The organism is Paludisphaera rhizosphaerae, from assembly GCF_011065895.1.
Lineage (GTDB): Bacteria > Planctomycetota > Planctomycetia > Isosphaerales > Isosphaeraceae > Paludisphaera > Paludisphaera rhizosphaerae.
Genome location: NZ_JAALCR010000008.1, coordinates 56886 through 75503, shown reverse-complemented (window position 1 = coordinate 75503; position 18618 = coordinate 56886). Strand labels below are relative to the sequence as shown.

Genomic DNA, 18618 nt, shown 5'->3' with positions numbered 1-18618 from the left:
CGGGGCTGTGACGGCGATCGGGGGACTCCCCCGATCGCCGTCGCGAACCACGGGTCGCGGGGCGGGCGTCAGACGCCGGCGGCGACGGGCTGAAGCTTGGCGGCGGCGTCGCGGAGGGCGTCGGCCTTATCGGTCTTCTCCCAGGAGAACTCGACGTCGGTCCGGCCGAAGTGGCCGCCGCTGGCCGTCTTGCGGTAGATCGGCTTGCGGAGGTCGAGGTGCTTGATGATGCCCGCCGGGGTGAGCGAGAAGGTCTTGCGGACCAGGTCGGCGATCTTCGAGTCCGGGATCGTGCCGGTGCCGAAGGTGTCGACGTGGACGCTGACCGGCTCGGAGACGCCGATGGCGTAGGCGAGCTGGATTTCGCAGCGGTCGGCCAGGCCGGCGGCGACGATGTTCTTGGCGACGTAGCGGGCCATGTAGGCGGCCGAGCGGTCGACCTTTGTGGGATCCTTGCCGCTGAAGGCGCCGCCGCCGTGACGGCCCATGCCGCCGTAGGTGTCGACGATGATCTTACGGCCGGTCACGCCCGAGTCGCCGTGCGGGCCGCCGATGACGAAGTTGCCCGTCGGGTTGATGTGGTACGTGATCTTGCCGGTCTTCAGCTCGGTCGGGATGCAGGGGTCGATGACCTCGGTCTGGATCTTCTTGCAGATCTCAGCGTGGGTCACGCCCGGGTCGTGCTGGGTGGAGACGACGACGGTGTCGACCCGCAGGGGCTTGTAGCCCTCGTACTCGACCGAGACCTGGCTCTTGGCGTCGGGACGCAGCCAGGGGATCGTGCCGTTCTGGCGAACCTCGGTGATCTTGTTGATGATCCGGTGGGCCAGCGCGATCGGCAGCGGCATCAGCTCGGGCGTCTCGTTGCAGGCGAAGCCGAACATCATGCCCTGGTCGCCGGCGCCGACGTCCTTGCCCTTCTCCGCGTCCTCGTTCACGCCCATCGCGATGTCGGGCGATTGCTTGCCGAGCGCCACCATGACCGCGCAGGTGGTGCCGTCGAATCCCTGGTCGCTGGAGGTGTAACCGATGTCACGGACGACCTGGCGCACGACCGACGGGTAGTCGATCATCGCTTTGGTGGTGACCTCCCCCGCCAGAACCACCAGGCCGGTCGTCAGGAGCGACTCGCAGGCGACCCGAGCGTACGGGTCCTGCTCCAGGATCGCGTCGAGGATCCCGTCGGAGATCTGGTCGGCCATCTTGTCGGGATGGCCCATCGACACGGACTCGCTGGTGAACAGATAGCGGTCTTTCTGTGACACGTTCGGTCTTCTCCTGCCGTGTTGCGAATCGGGAGCCGTCGCGGCCGGCTCGAACGCCGGATGGTCCCGAGGGGATCGGTCTCGTAGGGATACGTCGCGGGCGCTTCCCGGACCGGTCGAGCCGTCCCGTCTCCGTTTCGAGGGGCGGCGAGGCGGGCGCCGGCGGGACTCTGGCGCGCGGCCGAAGGCCATGGCCGAGATTCGAGTTTAGCAACGCCGATTGGATTTGGGAAGAAGCCCCGAACGCGTGTCGACGCGTCGCATCATTCGTCGTCCAGCCCCAACTCCTTCAACCTCGCCGCCAACCGCTCCGCTCTCGCGACCGCGTCGGCCCTCTCGCGTTCAGCCTGGGCCCTCTCGTGTTCGGCGTGCAGCCGATCACGTTCGGCCTGGAGCCGTTCTCGTTCGGCCCTGTCGGCGCGTCGGCGCTCGGCTTCGCGGTCCTCGTAGAGTTCCAGGTAGGGTTCGAAGCGGCCTCCGTCGGGCGTATGGACGATCAGGGCCTCCTTGCGGGGGGGAGCCTCGAAGGTCACGCCGAGGCGCGGACTGGTCCAGCCGTTGGGGGAAGGAATTGGCTCCAGTCGGCCTTCGGTTCGAATCCAACCCTGGAAATCGCCGTCGTCGGGGTCGTACATGTAGTACTCCTCGACGCCGTAACGCTCGTAGAAACCCAGCTTCCGTACCATCTCCAGGGGCGTATTCCCCGGCGAGAGGATCTCAAAAACGACGTGCGGCGCCACTCCGTCCTCAACCCACGTCTTGTAGGAGTGCCGATTCCCCTTGGGGCGTCCGAAGGCGACCAACGCGTCCGGGGCTCGCCGAATTTTCGGCTTGCCCTCGACGGGGTACCAGAGCAGGTCGGCGGCGACGAACACGTCCTGCCGGTCGCGGAGGAGGGCGTCGAGCCCCCCTTTGATCGTGGCGATCCAGCGCTCCTGGGTGGTGTTGTCGGCCCTCGGCTTGCCGTCGCTGTCGGGGTACGTCGGGTCGTACTCGTCCAGGTAATGCGACCCCTTCGTCGCGGCCTGGACCTGGGGCGGCTTGGGCTTGCGGGCGGTGCTCATGGCGGAGCCCTCCGTCGTCGCGTCGGCGCAAATGTACACTGGTTTCTAGCACAAGGACCGTGAGCCGTCCAGTCGAACGACGTCAGAGCGGCTCTGAGTCCGGATCCTCGTCGGTGTGAAGGAGGCGCTCATTCGAAGCCTGGCGATCGCGGCGGTACCAACTCCAGAGGAGTTGGATGGTGGCGTAGTCGAGGAGGGCCTGGGAGGAGGGGAAGTTGGACTCGCCGGGGTCTTGAGAGGCAATCAGAGAGCGTGTCGAGTCGGACAGGTAGGCTGATTTCGCCCGGTTGCAGAGGTCAGCCAGGAAGAGGGGGAAGTTCTCCGCGGCCGAGGGGCGGAGGCGATCGCCGAGATAAGCGTAGTTCATCTGGTTCTCGACGAACCGGAAGGCGATGAGCGGATCCTTGCGGACGACGAGAACCTCGGAGACGGGTTCGCGAGCGGTCTGGGCCTGGCGGACGTTCAGCGGTTTGGGTTTGCGGAGGGCCAGCGCCCGGACGCCGGAGACGACGGCCGAGGGCCATTTTGGTTGCGGAGAGCCGCCGACCTCCTCCCAGCCGATCCGGCCGGCGCAGATCATCTCGATCCGGTCCCAGGGGACCCAGTGAGTCGGCTCGCCGCGAAGTCCCTCAATGCGCAGACCTTCGTCCAGGCAGGCGGCGCGATGGATGGTTCGTGGAGGACTCAGGTCGGGGACCTGATCGGCGAGTCGGGCCTCGGCGGCGACGCCGAAGTCATACAGACCGTCAAGCAGGGTTCGGGCGGTCGGCTCGTCGATCGGCCAGGGCCAGAGGCCGGGCGTCCGCGCCAGCCACTGGACGGCGTCGGTCGGGTGGGCGCCGGTGGCCTTGCAGATGAGTTCGCGCAGTTCCTTGGGGTCCTCGATCGCGTCGAAGATGACAAGGCGGTATTGCGGCGGGGCTTTGGACATGGATGGTCGGTCTCCGCGGCGACGAGGGGCCCGGGGCGATCTCGATCCTAACGCGCCCAACGTGGGGCCGCCAACGGGGGGCGGGGGCTGGGACGCCGAAGGCCGGCGCGAGATAATACCCCACCCAGGACGCGGCGCCGGCCGCTTCGGGCCCGACGACGGAGGACGCGCCCGTGCGCTTGATCGGCGAGATCCCCAGCAACCTCGATCCCCGCATCCTGGAAGACCACCTGCTCGGCCAGGGGATGAAGTCCCGGATCGACCGTCGGCCCGACGGTTGGGCCGTCTGGATCATCAACGAGGATCATGTCGCGGCCGCCAGCAAGGAGTTGCAAGACTTCGTCGCTGATCCGGACGATCCTCGGTTCCGCGCCAACGCCTCGAAGGCGCGTGAGGTGCGCAAGGAGACCGCGAAAAAGGAACGGGAGTTCCGCAAGAACAACCGCGACTCCGGCGACATCTGGGGGGCTCCTACGTTTCGCCGTCGGCCGGTGACGGTCGTCGTGGTCATCATCGCCGCCGTTGTCTTCACGCTTCAGCACTCGTCCTACGGAAGACAGACCACCGCATGGCTGGGGTACTACGACTGGCGCGGGTCGCCGGCGATCCTCCGCCCCCACAAGGGACTGGCCGACATCATGGGCGGCCAGGTTTGGCGGGCGGTCACCCCGATCTTCCTCCACTTCGGCCCGTGGCACATCTTGTTCAACGGCCTGTGGATGATGGCGTTGGGCACGGCCATCGAGGTGAGACGCGGCTCCTGGAAGTTGCTGACGTTGATCGTCGTCTCGGCGATCCTGTCGAACTTCGCTGAGTACGCATACATTGAGAACTGGCAGGAGGGCATGCTGGGCCTGCGTGCGAGCCCACCCTGGGGCGGCCTTTCCGGCGTCGTCTACGCCCTCTTCGGCTATATCTGGATGATGGGCGAGAACCACCCAGAAGAGGGGTTGAACATCGACTCCCGGAACGTGGTGATCATGCTGGCCTGGTTGGTCATCTGCTTCACCGGCTTCCTCGGTCCCATCGCCAACGCTGCCCACCTGGGCGGTCTGGCCGTCGGCATGGTCATGGGTTTGATGAGGTTCTGACGACGGATCGGTTTCGGGCCGGTAGGCCGTCATTCCTCAACGAGCAGCCCCTTGGAGTCCGATAACCCTTTTGGTCGGTGAAGGACGCCTCGCAAGGAGTCGCAAGGCGATTCGCCCCGATGCGGAGGGTTTCAGGCCTCATGGGTACGCGCTCGGGAGGCAGAAGGAAGTTGAGGCCAGCCGTTGAGCGGCTGGAAGTCCGCGACGTCCCCTACGCGTCGTCGTTGCTCACCGGTTCGGCCTCCCTGGCCAACCTGCTGGCGAGCACGCGGTCGTCGACCTCGGCAGTTCCCACCGCCGACACGACGGACGTCGGCCAGCCGACGGCCCGTGAACTGGCCCGCCAGGCGTTCTCCGCCAAGTTTTCAGGCAGTTACGTCGCCGGTCCTGGTCGGTACACCAACCAGAAAGCCCAGTTCTTCATCGCCGGCGGAGGCATGTCGACGTCGTTCCTGAAGGGAGACGTCCAGATCGGCCTGTTCACGCCCGTCGACTCTTCGCAGCCCACGACGGGGATCGCCGCCCTGATCGACAAGAACGCCTCGAACAGCGGCAACATCCTGGTCCTCAACCTTCAGGGCGACACCAGTACGCTCGACTCCGCGGGCCGCCCCACCCATTTCAACTGGACGGTGGACGGATCCAGCGGCGGCACCTTCTCCGGCGCTACCGGCTCAGGGACGCTCGACATCCGCTACTGGGCGGGAGGCAAACGGCTCGCCAACGCCCCTCGTTCGGGCAAGGCCGGGGTCATGTTCAAGGGACTCGTCGACACCAACGGCGTCACCAACATCCTGCGGGTGTTCTGAAACGAGGGCGGCTTCGAAGGTCGTCCCTGGTGATTCGAGACTCGCCGCGCGGTAGTCTGGACCGGTCGACCCGTGGTTCGTCGGTCTCGTCGAGGCGCCCGATCATGCAACTGGGATTCGTGTCCGCCATCCTGCCGGATTATTCGCTCGAGCAGGTGCTGAGCTTCGCGAGCGAAGCGGGATTCGCCAGCGTCGAATTGATGGCCTGGCCGCCGGGCAAGGCTGAGCGTCGCTACGCCGGCGTCACCCACCTGGACGCCTCCGACCTTTCGGCCGGCGCGATCAAGGCGACCCACGACCTGCTGAAGAAGTACGGCGTCGAGATCTCCGGCGTCGGCTACTATCCCAACGCCCTCTCCCCCGTCAAGGAAGAGGCGGATACGGCCCAGGCGCACATCCTGAAGGTCATCGACCTGGCGGCGGCCCTCGGCGTTGGGCGGATGAACACGTTCATCGGCCGGGACTGGACCAAGTCGGTCGACGACAACTGGCCGCGGTTTCTCGAGGTCTGGCGGCCGATCATCGACCACGCCGACGCCAAGAAGGTGAAGGTCGGCATCGAGAACTGCCCGATGTCGTTCGGCAAGGACGAGTGGCCGGGCGGCAAGAACCTGGCGCACTCGCCGGCGATCTGGCGACGGATGTTCGCCGACATCCCCAGCCCGAACTTCGGCCTGAATTACGACCCCTCGCACCTGGTCCTCCAGCAGATGGACTACATCGCCCCGCTGGCCGAGTTCAAGGACCGCATCCACCACGCCCACGCCAAGGACCTGCGGATCGATCGGGCCAAGCTGAATCAGGTCGGCGTCTTCGCCCATCCCAACTCCTGGCACTCGCCCAAGCTCCCCGGTCAGGGGGACGTCAACTGGGGCGCGTTCCTTGGGGCGCTGGCCGACGCCGGCTACAAGGGACACCTCGCCATCGAGGTCGAGGACCGGGCCTACGAGGGAACGATCGAGGACCGGAAGGACTCGCTCATCATCAGCCGTCGCTACCTGGAGCAGTTCATCATCGGCAAGCGTGGGGGCGTCGGCGCCGGATCATGACGACGATCTCGCAGCAAAAGGCGACCGCGCCCGTCGAGCCCGGCGCGGTCGACCTCTCGGTCCTGATCCCGGTCTTCAACGAGGTCGACAACGTCGGCCCGTTGCATGAGGAACTGGACGCCGTGCTCCGGCCGTCGCGCTGGCGGTACGAGTTGATCTTCGTGGACGACGGCTCGACCGACGGCACGACGGCGAAGCTCGAAGCGATCCAGGCTCGCGACCCCGAGCACGTCCGCGCGGCGTTCCTCTGGCGGAACTGCGGCCAGACCGCCGCGCTCTCGGCGGCGCTCGACCTGGCCCGGGGAGATGTCCTCGTCCCCATGGACGGCGACCGTCAGAACGACCCGGCCGACATCCCCAAGCTGCTGGCGACGCTCGACCAGGGCTTCGACGTCGTCTCCGGCTGGCGCAAGAACCGCCAGGACGCGCTCCTCAGCCGAAAGATCCCTTCGAGGATCGCCAACCGCCTGGTGGCGAAGCTCTCTGGGATCCCGCTCCACGACTACGGCTGCACGCTCAAGGCGTACCGTCGCCGGGTTTTGGCCGGGGTGCGGCTCTACGGCGAGATGCACCGGTTCATCCCCATCTTCGCCGCCTGGCAAGGGGCGAAGGTCACGGAGCAGGTCGTCAACCATCGCGCCCGGACCGCCGGCAAGACCAAGTACGGGCTGGGCCGGACGTTCAACGTCGTGCTCGACCTGATCCTGATCCGGTTCCTCCAGAAGTACTCCCAGCGGCCGATCCACTTCTACGGCCGGTTCGGGCTCTGGGCGTTCGGGGGCGGGTTCCTCTGCTTCGCGGCCATGCTCTACCTGAAGTACATCTTTCCCTGGCCGGCGAGGCTCTGGTCGGTGCTCCTCTGGTCGAACGACCTCCATTCCAAGACGTTCATCGAAACCCCCCTGCCCTCGGTGGCCGTGATGCTGTTCCTGGCTGGCGGGATGAGCATCCTGCTGGGGATTCAGGCCGAACTCATCATGCGGACCTACTACGAGTCGCAGGACAAGACCACGTACCTGCTGCGCGAGGTCAAGCAAGGCCCGACGGCCGACTCGACGGATCGGTAGAGTCCGGGGTGTCTCGCAAGCGATGGACGTGCGATGATGGCTTGACGACGCGATTCCCACGGGGCCGCCATGAACGTCGAAGTACACAAGCCGGTGGACGATCCGCGCGTCTACCTGGCCGCCGAACGGACCTACCTGGCCTGGGTGCGGACGTCGCTGGGGCTGATGGGCTTCGGCTTCCTGGTCGCCCGTTTCGGCTTCATCATCCGGGGCTTGGAAGCCGGCGAAGGAGAGTTCGGGAGAGCTCGTTCGCCGTTCGCCTCGCTCCTGGGCTGCGCGATCGTCGTCTTTGGTGTTTACGTCTGCGTGGTCGCAGCCTTGCGCCACCGGGAGTACGTCGCGTCGCTGCAGGCCGGCGTCTCGAACCCGAATCTTCCCATGCAGACGTCTCTCGTTGTGGCGACGGTCCTGGCGAGCGCCGGCCTGGCGATGGCGCTGATGATTCTGACATCCTGATCGATCGATCCTGACATAAGAACCGACGAGCCGAACCATGCCTACCAACGCCGCCGATCTGTGGAAGCGCTTCCAGTCATCCCTCTGCGAGGTCCCCACTCTCGACGTTTCGCTTGATGTCAGCCGGATGGGTTTCGAGTCGACCTTCCTCGACCGCATGAAGCCGGCGATCGACGCGGCCTTCACCGCGATGGACGCCCTGGAAAAGGGGGCGATCGCCAATCCGGACGAGGACCGGATGGTCGGCCACTACTGGCTCCGCGCACCGAGGCTCGCCCCGACGGCCGAGATCACCAAGGAGATTGAGGACGCCCTCGCCGAGGCCGTCGACTTTGCCGCCAAGGTGCATTCCGGCGCGGTGAAGCCCCAGCGCAAGCCGAGGTTCACGCGGGTCCTCTCCATCGGCATCGGCGGCTCGGCGCTCGGGCCGGAGTTCGTCGCCGACGCCCTGGGCGAGCCGAAGGCCGACAAGCTCCAGCCGCATTTCGTCGACAACACCGACCCCGACGGCATCGCCCGCGAGTTGGAGCGGATCGGCGACAAGCTGGACGAAACGCTCGTCGTCGTCATGAGCAAGTCGGGCGGCACGCCGGAGACCCGCAACGGCATGCTGGTCGTCGCCGAGGCCTACAAGAAGGCGGGGCTCGACTTCGCCAAGCATGCCGCGGCCGTCACCGGAGCGGGCTCGAAGCTCGATCAGACTGTGACGAAAGAGGGCTGGCTGGCTCGGTTCCCGATGTGGGATTGGGTCGGCGGCCGCACGAGCGAGACCTCGGCCGTTGGTCTGGTCCCGGGGCTCCTTCAGGGGCTCGACATGAAGGCCATGCTCGACGGCGCCGCCGCGATGGACGTCGCGACTCGCGTCCACGATGCGAAGACGAACCCCGCCGCCCTGCTGGCCCTGGCCTGGTATCTGGCGACCGACGGCAAGGGGGCCAAGGACATGGTCGTCCTCCCCTACAAGGATCGGCTGCTGTTGTTCAGCCGATATCTCCAGCAGTTGGTGATGGAGTCGCTGGGCAAGCGGCTCGATCTGGAGGGGAACCGCGTCGATCAGGGGATCAGCGTTTACGGCAACAAGGGGTCGACCGACCAGCACGCCTATGTTCAGCAACTCCGCGACGGCGTCGACAACTTCTTCGTCACGTTCATCCGCGTGCTGGAGGACGGCGGCTCCGGCATGGAGGTCGAGCCCGGCGTGACCTCGGGCGACTACCTGCACGGGTTCCTGCTGGGGACGCGCGAGGCCCTCTTCGCCAATGACCGGACCTCGGCCACGATCACCGTCCCGCGGGTCGATGCGAAGATCGTCGGCGCGTTGATCGCGCTCTTCGAACGGGCCGTCGGACTCTACGCCACGCTCGTCAATATCAACGCCTACCACCAGCCAGGCGTTGAGGCCGGCAAGAAGGCCGCGGCGAGTGTCCTCTCGCTCCAGGACAAGGCCCGCGCCGCGCTCTCCGCCGGGCCGCAGACGGCCGACCAGATCGCCGCGGCCGTCGGCGAGCCCGACGCGGCCGAGACCGTCTATCTCGTCCTCGAACACCTCGCCGCCAACGGCCGCGCCAGGATGACTCGTGGTGAGAACCCGGGGCTGACGACGTTCCAGACCGTGTGAGGCTCCGAATCCGGTCCATATCGGCCTTCCTCCCTCGCGGGGGAAGGTGGCCCGAAGGGCCGGATGAGGGGGCGATCGGCAACGCCTCGTCAACTTCTTCATCCGACATCACGTCACATCCTCTGAGCACCTTACATGAGTTCGATCGTCGCGCTTCTGGAGAAGGCTCGTGAGGTCCTCGAAGGCCGGGAGGCCGCCGAGATCGACCGCGCGCTGGAGGCCTTTCAGACGCTCCGGGGTCAGGTCGGCGCCAAGTCGAAGCCGATCCCGGCCGATCTGCTCGCGTCGCACGTGATGACGGTCGTCCCCGTTGAGGAGTGGCCTGTCCGCGTCGATGCGCTCGACGCAGTCCTGCGGCGGTTGGACTCCGCGCGGAAGGAGGATCTGAGGATCAAGAGCCGACCCGAGGGAGGGAAGATCCTCGGCCTCTATGCGACGGCTCGAAAGGGGGCGAACGTCCGTCCCTATCAGACGATGCTCCTGGGCGTCGATCCGATTGTCGGCCGTTGCGATTGCCCCGACTACCTCAAGAACTCACTGGGGCTTTGCAAGCACGTCCTGGCCGTCTTGCTGCATGTCTACGCCAGGCCGAGGCATCTGGAGAAGGCTCGCAAGGAGCAGGCTGAGCGGGCCGCTTCCGAGGGGCTGACCTGGGATGCGATCCGCCCGCTCGTCGGGTCGGGAGATCGTCTCGACGGCATCGGCTTTGAGAACGGCGGCAAACTCCCCCGTCACTCCCAGGGAAAGGGAGACGTTCGATATCTGTTCAAGGAGGACGGCGATAAGAAGGCCGTCCTGAGGAATACGCATCACGACGCACCCGAGAAAAGGCTCGAACTGGTCGAGGCTCTGTTGAAGGCCGTTCCGGCGAAGCCCGACGCCTCACGCTTCGACCCGGCGCTGCTGGCCGTTCTCACGCGCGAGAAGTCGAGGCTCCGGCGCGTCGTCGACGCCGGGGTCTGGCCGTCCGAATTGAAGACGGCTTTCAACATCCTGCCGCGGACGCTCTACCCCTATCAAAAGGAAGGGGTCACGCGGTTCCTCCAGACGACCCGGATGCTCCTGGCCGACGACATGGGCCTGGGCAAGACGGCGCAGGCGATTTCCTGCTGCACGATTCTGAAGAAGCTGGGCCGGATCAAGAAGGGCCTTCTGATCGTTCCGGCCGCCCTCAAACCCCAGTGGGCCCGCGAGTGGCACAACTTCTCCGGCCTGCCGATCCGGATCGTCGACGGCTCGCCGACTGAACGCAAGGCGATGTACGACGAGACCCGCGAAGGGTTTCTCATCATTAACTATGAACAACTCCTCCGCGATCTCGACCTGGCGAGAGGCTGGGCGCCCGATCTGGTGGTGCTCGACGAGGCGCAGCGGATCAAGAACTGGCAGACGAAGACCGCGCTCTCGGTGAAGGGGCTCGACCCCAAGTATCGACTGGTGCTTACGGGCACGCCGATGGAGAACCGCGTCGAGGAGCTGGCGTCGGTCGTTGAGTGGGTCGACGACGACGCTCTGGAGCCGAAGTGGCGGCTCTCCTCGGTCCACGCGGTCCGGGCCGACGGCAAACGCGAGGTCGTCGGCGTCCGCAACCTGGAGACGCTTCGCCAGCGACTATCCCCCTGCATGATCCGGCGCGTTCGGCAAGAGGTGCTCGACCAACTTCCGCCCCGGACCGACGTCCGCGTGCCGGTCGAAATGTCTCCGCCTCAACTGGAAGAGCATGACGCGCTCAACCAGCCCATCCTTCAGATTCTTGCGATCGCTCGCAGACGGCCGTTGACACAGCAGGAATTCATGCGGCTGATGAGCCTGATGACGGCTCAGCGGATCATCTCGAACGGCCTCGCTCAGAAGGATTTCGATGAGGTCTGGCCGACCCTCAAGGGGAGGAAGCCGGACGATCCCCTGCTGCAGAGCCTGGCTTCGCCCAAGCTGTTGGAGCTGCGTCAGCTTGTCCGACAGCTTGTCGTCGATCAGGGGCGGAAGGTCGTCGTCTTCAGTCAGTGGCGGCGAATGCTTCACCTGGCGCACTGGGCCGTGGGCGACATCCTGGCCGAGGTCGGCGGCCGCGCGGGTTACTTCACCGGCGCGGAGAAGGCGTCGAGGCGGACTCAGAACATCGTCGAGTTCCACGACGATCCGGCATTCCGCATCCTGTTCGCTACCGACGCCGGCGGCGTGGGGCTGAACCTCCAGCGTGCGGCCAACAGCGTCATCAACCTGGAGCTCCCCTGGAATCCGGCCGTGCTGGAGCAGCGGATCGGCCGGATCTACCGGCTCGGCCAGGAGTCGCCCATCGACGTGTACAACCTCGTCGCCGAGGAGGGGATCGAATCGCGGATCGCCGACCTCGTCGGCTCGAAGCAGGCGTTCTTCAAGGGCCTGTTCGACGGCGAGAGCGACGCCGTTCACTTCGATCAGGCGGGGTCGTTCCTCAGTCGGGCTCAGAAGCTCTACGAGGAGAACGCCGCCGCGGCTTTGGGCGGCGACGGCGCGATCGACGGCTTCGATCCGTCCGACCTGGAAGTCGTCGACGAGGCGCCCGATCCGTTCGAGGAACTGGTCGAGGCCGGCGACGACGCCCCTGCCGACGAAGCTCCCGAGCCGGTCGTGACCGCGCCGACGCCCGTCGCGCCGACCGTCGAATCGGCCCGGACCGCCGTCCCGTCCCTATCTGACGGCGAGGTGCGACGATTGTTCTCGCAGTTGAGCGTGCGTCGGAGCGACTCGGGGGGCGTCGTCATCGAGGCACCCGCCGAAGCGGCCTCGACGTTGGGCGCCCTGTTCGAGGGGATGGCGGCCATGCTTCGCGAGTCGGCGGCCGCCAAGCCTCCCGAGTGATCCGACTCAGGGCTGCAGGCGAGGCTCCCGACCGCCTCGAAGTCGCGAGGTGCTCGCAAGGGGCTCGGCGACGTCGCTTGCCGGCTTTTTCGCAACCGTCGCCCCCGGGTTGAGGCGGGACTCAGCGTCGATCAGGAAAGCGCCGGCCGCTGCGACTCGTTCGCCAGACGCGAGGCCGGCGAGAACGGGGTAATCCCCCCCGGAGAGCGGGCCGAGATCGACCGACCTCCCCTCGAAGACCCCTGGAGCGGATTCGACGTAGACGATCTTGTGCGATCCTGTGTCGACGACCGCCGACTCGGGCACGCTGAGGACGACGTCCTCCGAAGAGGTGCCGGGCCTGGGGAGATAAGCCGCGGGATTGGATTTCAACTTCGCGATGCAGCCTTCGCAGCAGAGCCGGATCGTCCGCCCGTCCACTTCGGTTTCCACCGGATTTCCCATCGAACCGAGCCGAAGGCCCGTGACCGGACAAGTCGTCGGCTCCTTGGCCTCCCGAGACTCCGGCGCGAGATTCAACGTGACGGTCGCGTACATCCCGGGCCGGAGACGATGTCCGGGGTTGTCGATCTCGAAGCGGACCGCGGCCGTACGCGTGGTCGGGTCGAGCGTGGGGGCGATCAACGCGACGCGTCCCGTGAAGACCTCGCCGGGGAAAGTCGGGATGGTCGCTTCGATCCGACGGCCCACCTCGACGCGACCGAGTTGGTCCTCGAAGACCTGGGCGACGAACCAGACCCGGCTCAGGTCGACGATCTCGAAGAGGAACTGCCCCTCCGAGACGTATTGACCTTCCTGGATGGACTTGCGAACGATGTGGCCGCTGATCGGGGCGAGGATGGGAAGGAGTTCCGAGGAGAGACTCCCCGCGGCGATCGCTTCGATCTGGTTCTGGCGCACCCCAAGCACCTTCAGCCCCTGGATGGCGAGGTCGACTCGTTCCTTGGGGTCTCCGAGCGGGGTCGCCGGCAGGTTGTCCGCGGGGGCGGCCTCGCGCGCGACGACGGCGTCGCGGTAGACTCGGATCGCCTGGGCCATGTCGTAGCCATACAGGTCGGCGAGCCGTTGGCCCGCCTGAACGGTCACGCCCTCGGACGATGCGTAGACGCGATCGAGACAGAGGCTGCCGCGGGCGTTCGACGCAACCTGGAATCGGCGGCTCTCGTCGAAGCTGATCGACCCAACCGTCGTCATCCGCTCGTCTCGTCGTCTGAAGCCCACGGCGACCGTTTTGACGCCCGCCTGCGCGACCTGCCCGGGCGTCATGCGGACCAGCGAAAGGACGCCCTCAGGCAGAGCAACGGCGTCGCCGAGCGCCCGTTTCGCCAGCGGCATGCCGCAGATAGGGCATGAGGCCGACGTCGCGAGGACGACGGAGGGATGCATCGGGCAGTAATACTCCAGGCCGCCCACGACCTTCGCCGCTCCTCGCGTCGGCCGACTCCATTTCTCGAAATGATTGGCGAGCGTGTCCCAGTAGCCGAAGACCAGCCCCGTGCCCACCATCAAGACGACGAACCGAAGTCGCATCTCGACGACCTTCAGGATCGTCCAGCCGGCTCGCGAAGCTCCGTCCGCAGCGCGCACCGCCGACGAGTCGGCGCTTGGACGACCGTTTCGTTCGTTCGAGACGAGCGACGTCACGTGGACCGCCTTCCCCAGTTCCGACTACTTGACTGCGATGCCGTGCGGCCGGGCCGGGCCGCTCGGGAACGCCGTGTTGAAATCGAGCTCGAATCGCGGGTTCCGCGTCAGGCTGTTCCGCTGCACATCGATCACTTGGACCTTGTGGTCCCCCTCGAGCTCGACCTTCCCAGGGCTCGCGAACGGGAACATGTCCTCGACGAGGAAGTAGTCGGTGACGATCAACCGGTTGTCGTCGGTCAGCACCATGTTGTGCGGTCCGGCCCCAAGCCCCAGGTTGACAACGGCGACCTGTACCGGGAACGACCGGCTCGTCGTGTCGAGCATCACCACCTGGCCCGCCTGGAAGAGGCCCGTCAGCAAGCGTGTGCCGTCACTCGACACCTGGAGGATCTGCGGCATGGGCCCCATCGGGACGTCCATGTGGGGCTTCACGTTCTCGAAATCGTACACCCGCGACGCCAGGCCGATCGTCGGATCGATGAGGTAGAGCCCCCCGTCGAACATCCCCGCGCTGTAGGCTCGGCCGCGACCATCGCCCGGGATGAGGCGCACGTCCATCATCCCGACTCCGCCGGGCGCCTCGATGGTTTTGACGATTCGGCGTCTCCCAAGATCCCAGACCCGAATCGTGCTCCGGAGGACCGGCGGCCCCGGGACGACGCCGAGCGTCGAGGCGGGAAGGATGAAGTCGCTGGTTAGCATCAGGTTCAGGTCGGGGCGGACCGCGATCCCGTGCGGGTTGAAGCCGTCGACGGGAGGCGACGTCGGCCATGAGCCGACCCGGCGCAGCAGAGCGTCGAATTCGACGACGCGGCCGGGCGATCCGCCGTCGGCCGAGCCCATCTGCGTGACCAGGAAGCCGCCGCTGGGGAGTGGAAAGAAGTCGTCGGTAATGCTCGAGTTCGGGTCGGCCGACGAGAACAGGAACCGCGGGCTCCGCGGGTTGGTGACATCGAAGAAGAAGATCCCGGGCTGACCGCTGAGGACGCTCAGGAGGCCCCCGCAGGCCAGGATTTTCTTGTCGGCCGAAAGGTTGATGTGGTGGGGTTCGTTGAAGGTCGAGCCATGGCCGGGGAGGGGCACCGTGTTGAGAACCTTGCCGTAACCCGGCGAGGTCGCGTCGAAATCGATCACGGCGAAGAAGTCGGGGCTCGAATGATCGACGTGGCCGGCCCAGATGTAGAGATACTTCGCAGCGCCCAGAGCCGACGGAGACGACCCAAGCAAGAGGCCCAGGACGGCCAGGATGATCCAGAGCCTCGGATCGGTCACGAACACGGGCCGACGTCGACTCATCTCGGGGGCTTCCTCTCTATCGCGACGATCTCGACGAATAGCGGCTCAAAACTCTCCTCGACGCCTGGACGGAAGCGAGTCGATCGATCGCGATGGACGGAAGAGTTTCGAGGCGATCGGCGCCGAAAGGAGACTTCATTTCATAAGAGTCGATTCAACGTATCACGAGAACGTACGCCGTCTCAAGCGTATAGAACGGTTCCCGACGGAGGCGATTGAAAATCGTTGTAACGAAGCAACGGGGGCGAACGGTGCATGGGTATGATTCGCCGCGGAAGAGGCTCTCACAGCCCTCGGATCGGCGGCGATGTCCGCCGGATGCTTGCGGCGGGTCGAACCGCGCGGCATCTTGAGGGTCGACAGCCTACCGGCCTCGGTTGGAGGCCGCCCCTTCCCCCCGCGTTTCCGAGGAGTCGTGCCCGCCATGAAGCGACGTGATTTCCTGACCCAGTCCGCCCTCGTCGGGGCGTCCGGCAGCTTCCTCAAGGGCGCCCCGGCGATCGCGAGGGCTTCCGAGGAGTCGCCGAATTCCAAGGTCCGTTTCGCCTGCATCGGCGTCGGCGGCAAAGGCGACAGCGACAGCAACGACGCCGGCAAGTTCGGCGAGATCGTCGCCCTCTGCGACATCGACGAGAAGACGCTCGACAAGAAGGCCGAGAAGTTCCCCAACGCCAAGAAATACTACGACTACCGCAAGATGCTGGAGGAGATGGGCGACAAGATCGACGCCGTCACCGTCAGCACCCCCGACCACACCCACGCCGTCGCCGCCGTGCAGGCGATGCGGATGGGCAAGCACGCCTTCGTTCAGAAGCCGCTGACCTGGTCGATCGAGGAAGCCCGGCTGCTCCGGAACCTCGCCGCCGAGAAGAAGCTGTGCACGCAGATGGGCAACCAGGGCACCGCCGCCAATGGTCTCCGCGAGGGAGCCGAACTGCTCCGCGCCGGCGCCATCGGCCCGGTCAAGGAGATCCACGTCTGGACCAATCGGCCGATCTGGCCGCAAGGCATCGCCGGCTTCAAGGACTTCCCGGGCATCCCCAACAACGTCCACTGGTATGAGTGGCTGGGACCCGCCCATGACCGCCCTTATCACGCCGGCTACCATACGTTCGGCTGGCGCGGCTGGCTCGACTTCGGCACCGGCGCCCTGGGCGACATGGCCTGCCACACCATCAACGTCGCCGCCAAGGGCCTCGACCTGTTCGACCCGGTCGCCGCCGAGGTCATCGACACCTCCGGCATCGTCGACAACCAGACCTACCCCGCCTGGTCGATCATCAAGACTTACTTCGGCGAGCGCGACGGCCGTCCCCCGCTGACCCTCACCTGGTACGACGGCGGCAAGAATCTCCCCGAGGATAAGCGAGTCTTCAAGGAACTGCTCCACGGCGAAAAGCCGGCCGGCAGCGGCCTGCTCATCGTGGGCGAGAAGGGATCGTTCTACTCGGTGAACGACTACGGCGCCGAGTACACCCTGCTGCCCAAGGACAAGTACCAGGATTTCAAGAAGCCCGAGCCCACCCTGCCCCGCTCGCCCGGCCACTTCCAGGAGTTCGTGGAAGCGATCAAGACCAACAACCCGTCGAACGCGCAGTCGAATTTCGACTACGCCGGCCGCCTGACCGAGACCGTCCTGATGGGCGTGCTCGCGTTGAAGGTGGGCTCCAAGATCGAGTGGGACGCCCAGAACATGAAGGTCAAGGGCCGCCCCGACGCCGACCAATTCATCCGCCGCGACTATCGTAAGGGCTTCTCGATCCACGTCTGAGAAACGGATTCGAGCCAGCCGACGTCTTCCCTTCACGACCGCCCACGCCTTCCGCGTGGGCGGTCGTCTTTTCATTTCGGGTCGTCGTGGCGGTGGTAGAAGGCCGTCGCCTCCTCGACGGAGTCGAAGACGTCCCAGTAGTCGTCCATGTGCATTTCCTCGACCATGCGGCGGATAGCCGGGCTGGGGCGGGCGAGGACGACGTCGCCGCGCTCCTTGCGGACGGCCCGGGTGATCGTCATCAACAGGCCGAGGAATGCGGCGCCCGTCTCGTGGACGCCGTTCATCTCCATGATGAAGTTCCGCTCGCCCTGGTCGAGCCGGTCCTGAACGTCCCGCGCCGCGTCGACGTGCCGGGGGTCGTTCATGAGCCGGCCGAAGTTGCTGAGGATCGTCACGTCGTCTTCGACGCGGATGTTGAGAGACATGGGCGGGCCTCCGCCGAGCCGGGGACGCTTGAAATCACCGTCGATGCTTGAAGACGTAGCCGTAGGGGATCGGCCAGGGCGCCTCCCGGCCGGATTCCTGCAACGCCTTCACAACCCAGTATGGCTCGCGCAGCAACTCGCGTCCAAGGAGGACGAGATCGGCGTCGCCGTCGTCGATGATCTTCTCGGCCTGCGCTGGATCGCGGATCAGGCCGACGGCCGCCGTCGCGATCCCCGCCTCCTCGCGGATCCGACGCGCGAACGGGACCTGGTAGCCAGGAGCGACGGGGATCTTCGCGTGCGGGACGAGCGCTCCCGACGAGCAGTCGATCATGTCGACGCCCAGATCCTTCAGCCGGCGAGCCAACTCGACGGACTGCTCGACGTCCCATCCTCCGTCGACCCAGTCGGTGCAGGAGATTCGGACGAAGAGCGGCATTGAATCGGGCATCAATCCGCGAAGCCGCTCGGCCACCCGCGAGACGAATCGAATGCGATTCTCCAGCGGTCCGCCGTAGCGGTCCGTCCGCTTGTTGCTCAACGGCGAGAGGAACTCGTGCAGCAGATAGCCGTGGGCCGAGTGGATCTCGATCATCTTGAAACCCGCCGCCAGGGCTCGGCGAGCGGCGGCTTCGAAGGCGTCGACGTGAGCGTCGATCTCGGCTTCGCTTAGTTCATGAGGGACCGGCGAGGTCTCGTCGAAGGGAATCGGGCTCGGTCCGACGACCGGCCAGCCCCCCAGCGCCGGGTCGAGGATCGCCTTGCCGCCGCGCCAGGGGACGTCGCAACTGGCCTTGCGGCCGGCGTGAGCCAACTGAATCCCCGGCGCGGCTCCCTGCGACTCGACGTAGCTGACGATCCGCGCGAGGGGCTCGATGTGGCGGTCGCTCCAGATCCCCATGTCGCCGGGGCTGATCCGGCCCTCGGGAGTGACGGCGGTGGCCTCGACGATCACCAGGCCGACGCCTCCGGACGCCCTGGCGCCGAGGTGGACGAGGTGCCAGTCGCTGGCGAGTCCGTCCTGCGACGAGTACTGACACATCGGCGACATCGCCACGCGGTTGCGGAGCGTCAGGCCTCGGATCGTGTAAGGGGCGAAGAGCGAGCCGGCCGGAATCGACGAGGTCGAAGTGGTCACGTCGCGAATTCCTCGAGGGATGCGGGACGGGTCGGCGGTGGGCCCGCCGTTTCGATGGGGATTGTAGGAGAGCCGGCAACTCCCCCGCAGGGTCGAGGCTTGCCGATCCGGGGAGCGGCCGCTACAAATGAACAGGAGGGAATCCGT

At 66.2% G+C, this 18618-nt stretch carries 15 protein-coding genes; 8 read left to right on the top strand and 7 right to left on the bottom strand.

Annotation, left to right across the window (positions count from 1 at the left end; genetic code table 11):
- Positions 1 to 68: 68 nt before the first annotated feature.
- The 3 genes from metK to G5C50_RS12030 form a co-directional block, all read right to left on the bottom strand.
- Positions 69 to 1265, bottom strand: coding sequence for a methionine adenosyltransferase (gene metK / locus G5C50_RS12040; RefSeq protein WP_255487494.1), 1197 nt, complete (start codon positions 1263 to 1265; stop codon positions 69 to 71).
- Positions 1266 to 1528: 263 nt separating this feature from the next.
- Positions 1529 to 2329: a Uma2 family endonuclease gene (locus tag G5C50_RS12035; protein WP_165069457.1), complete on the bottom strand. Its 801-nt coding sequence runs from the start codon at positions 2327 to 2329 to the stop codon at positions 1529 to 1531.
- Between the two features lie 82 nt (positions 2330 to 2411).
- Positions 2412 to 3260: a hypothetical protein gene (locus G5C50_RS12030; RefSeq protein ID WP_165069452.1), complete on the bottom strand. Its 849-nt coding sequence runs from the start codon at positions 3258 to 3260 to the stop codon at positions 2412 to 2414.
- 173 nt (positions 3261 to 3433) lie between these two features.
- Here G5C50_RS12030 and G5C50_RS12025 point away from each other — a divergent pair, with 173 nt between their 5' ends.
- The 7 genes from G5C50_RS12025 to G5C50_RS11995 all read left to right on the top strand — a co-directional run bounded on the left by G5C50_RS12025 (position 3434) and on the right by G5C50_RS11995 (position 12191).
- Entirely contained in the window at positions 3434 to 4351 is a 918-nt protein-coding gene (locus tag G5C50_RS12025) for a rhomboid family intramembrane serine protease (RefSeq protein ID WP_165069450.1), read from the top strand.
- A gap of 170 nt (positions 4352 to 4521) precedes the next feature.
- Positions 4522 to 5160, top strand: a complete 639-nt coding sequence (locus G5C50_RS12020) for a hypothetical protein (RefSeq protein ID WP_165069447.1) — start codon at positions 4522 to 4524, stop codon at positions 5158 to 5160.
- 104 nt (positions 5161 to 5264) lie between these two features.
- Entirely contained in the window at positions 5265 to 6209 is a 945-nt protein-coding gene (locus tag G5C50_RS12015; RefSeq protein WP_165069446.1) for a sugar phosphate isomerase/epimerase family protein, read from the top strand.
- Positions 6206 to 7276 (top strand): glycosyltransferase family 2 protein, encoded by a 1071-nt coding sequence (locus G5C50_RS12010; protein ID WP_165069443.1) that lies wholly within the window; start codon positions 6206 to 6208, stop codon positions 7274 to 7276. Before G5C50_RS12015 ends, G5C50_RS12010 begins: the two co-directional genes overlap by 4 nt.
- Positions 7277 to 7345: 69 nt before the next feature.
- Positions 7346 to 7732, top strand: a complete 387-nt coding sequence (locus G5C50_RS12005; protein WP_165069441.1) for a YidH family protein — start codon at positions 7346 to 7348, stop codon at positions 7730 to 7732.
- Positions 7733 to 7769: 37 nt separating this feature from the next.
- Positions 7770 to 9350 (top strand): glucose-6-phosphate isomerase, encoded by a 1581-nt coding sequence (locus G5C50_RS12000; RefSeq protein WP_165069438.1) that lies wholly within the window; start codon positions 7770 to 7772, stop codon positions 9348 to 9350.
- Positions 9351 to 9485: 135 nt separating this feature from the next.
- Complete coding sequence (locus G5C50_RS11995) at positions 9486 to 12191, top strand: DEAD/DEAH box helicase (protein ID WP_165069435.1); 2706 nt, start codon at positions 9486 to 9488, stop codon at positions 12189 to 12191.
- A 6-nt stretch (positions 12192 to 12197) separates the two neighbouring features.
- Here the strand turns inward: G5C50_RS11995 and G5C50_RS11990 are convergent, their stop codons facing one another.
- Together G5C50_RS11990 and G5C50_RS11985 are read right to left on the bottom strand one after the other, a co-directional pair.
- On the bottom strand, positions 12198 to 13778 hold the full coding sequence (locus tag G5C50_RS11990) for an efflux RND transporter periplasmic adaptor subunit (RefSeq protein ID WP_165069433.1): 1581 nt from the start codon (positions 13776 to 13778) through the stop codon (positions 12198 to 12200).
- Positions 13779 to 13859: 81 nt separating this feature from the next.
- Positions 13860 to 15134, bottom strand: coding sequence for a selenium-binding protein SBP56-related protein (locus G5C50_RS11985; RefSeq protein ID WP_165069430.1), 1275 nt, complete (start codon positions 15132 to 15134; stop codon positions 13860 to 13862).
- A 424-nt stretch (positions 15135 to 15558) separates the two neighbouring features.
- Here G5C50_RS11985 and G5C50_RS11980 point away from each other — a divergent pair, with 424 nt between their 5' ends.
- A complete protein-coding gene (locus G5C50_RS11980) occupies positions 15559 to 16905 on the top strand; it encodes a Gfo/Idh/MocA family protein (RefSeq protein ID WP_165069427.1) in 1347 nt (448 codons plus the stop codon).
- A 71-nt stretch (positions 16906 to 16976) separates the two neighbouring features.
- Here the strand turns inward: G5C50_RS11980 and G5C50_RS11975 are convergent, their stop codons facing one another.
- Positions 16977 to 17333: an STAS domain-containing protein gene (locus G5C50_RS11975; RefSeq protein WP_165069425.1), complete on the bottom strand. Its 357-nt coding sequence runs from the start codon at positions 17331 to 17333 to the stop codon at positions 16977 to 16979.
- A 34-nt stretch (positions 17334 to 17367) separates the two neighbouring features.
- Entirely contained in the window at positions 17368 to 18471 is a 1104-nt protein-coding gene (locus tag G5C50_RS11970; protein WP_206107665.1) for an NADH:flavin oxidoreductase/NADH oxidase, read from the bottom strand.
- Between the last annotated feature and the right edge of the window lie 147 nt (positions 18472 to 18618).

Coding starts and splice junctions, on each gene's coding strand:
- G5C50_RS11980 (WP_165069427.1), top strand. CDS start 15,559: ATGAAGCGACGTGATTTCCTGACCCAGTCCGCCCTCGTCGGGGCGTCC.
- G5C50_RS11985 (WP_165069430.1), bottom strand. CDS start 15,134: ATGAGTCGACGTCGGCCCGTGTTCGTGACCGATCCGAGGCTCTGGATC.
- G5C50_RS12005 (WP_165069441.1), top strand. CDS start 7,346: ATGAACGTCGAAGTACACAAGCCGGTGGACGATCCGCGCGTCTACCTG.
- G5C50_RS12015 (WP_165069446.1), top strand. CDS start 5,265: ATGCAACTGGGATTCGTGTCCGCCATCCTGCCGGATTATTCGCTCGAG.
- G5C50_RS11975 (WP_165069425.1), bottom strand. CDS start 17,333: ATGTCTCTCAACATCCGCGTCGAAGACGACGTGACGATCCTCAGCAAC.
- G5C50_RS12010 (WP_165069443.1), top strand. CDS start 6,206: ATGACGACGATCTCGCAGCAAAAGGCGACCGCGCCCGTCGAGCCCGGC.
- G5C50_RS12035 (WP_165069457.1), bottom strand. CDS start 2,329: ATGAGCACCGCCCGCAAGCCCAAGCCGCCCCAGGTCCAGGCCGCGACG.
- G5C50_RS12030 (WP_165069452.1), bottom strand. CDS start 3,260: ATGTCCAAAGCCCCGCCGCAATACCGCCTTGTCATCTTCGACGCGATC.
- G5C50_RS11995 (WP_165069435.1), top strand. CDS start 9,486: ATGAGTTCGATCGTCGCGCTTCTGGAGAAGGCTCGTGAGGTCCTCGAA.
- G5C50_RS12000 (WP_165069438.1), top strand. CDS start 7,770: ATGCCTACCAACGCCGCCGATCTGTGGAAGCGCTTCCAGTCATCCCTC.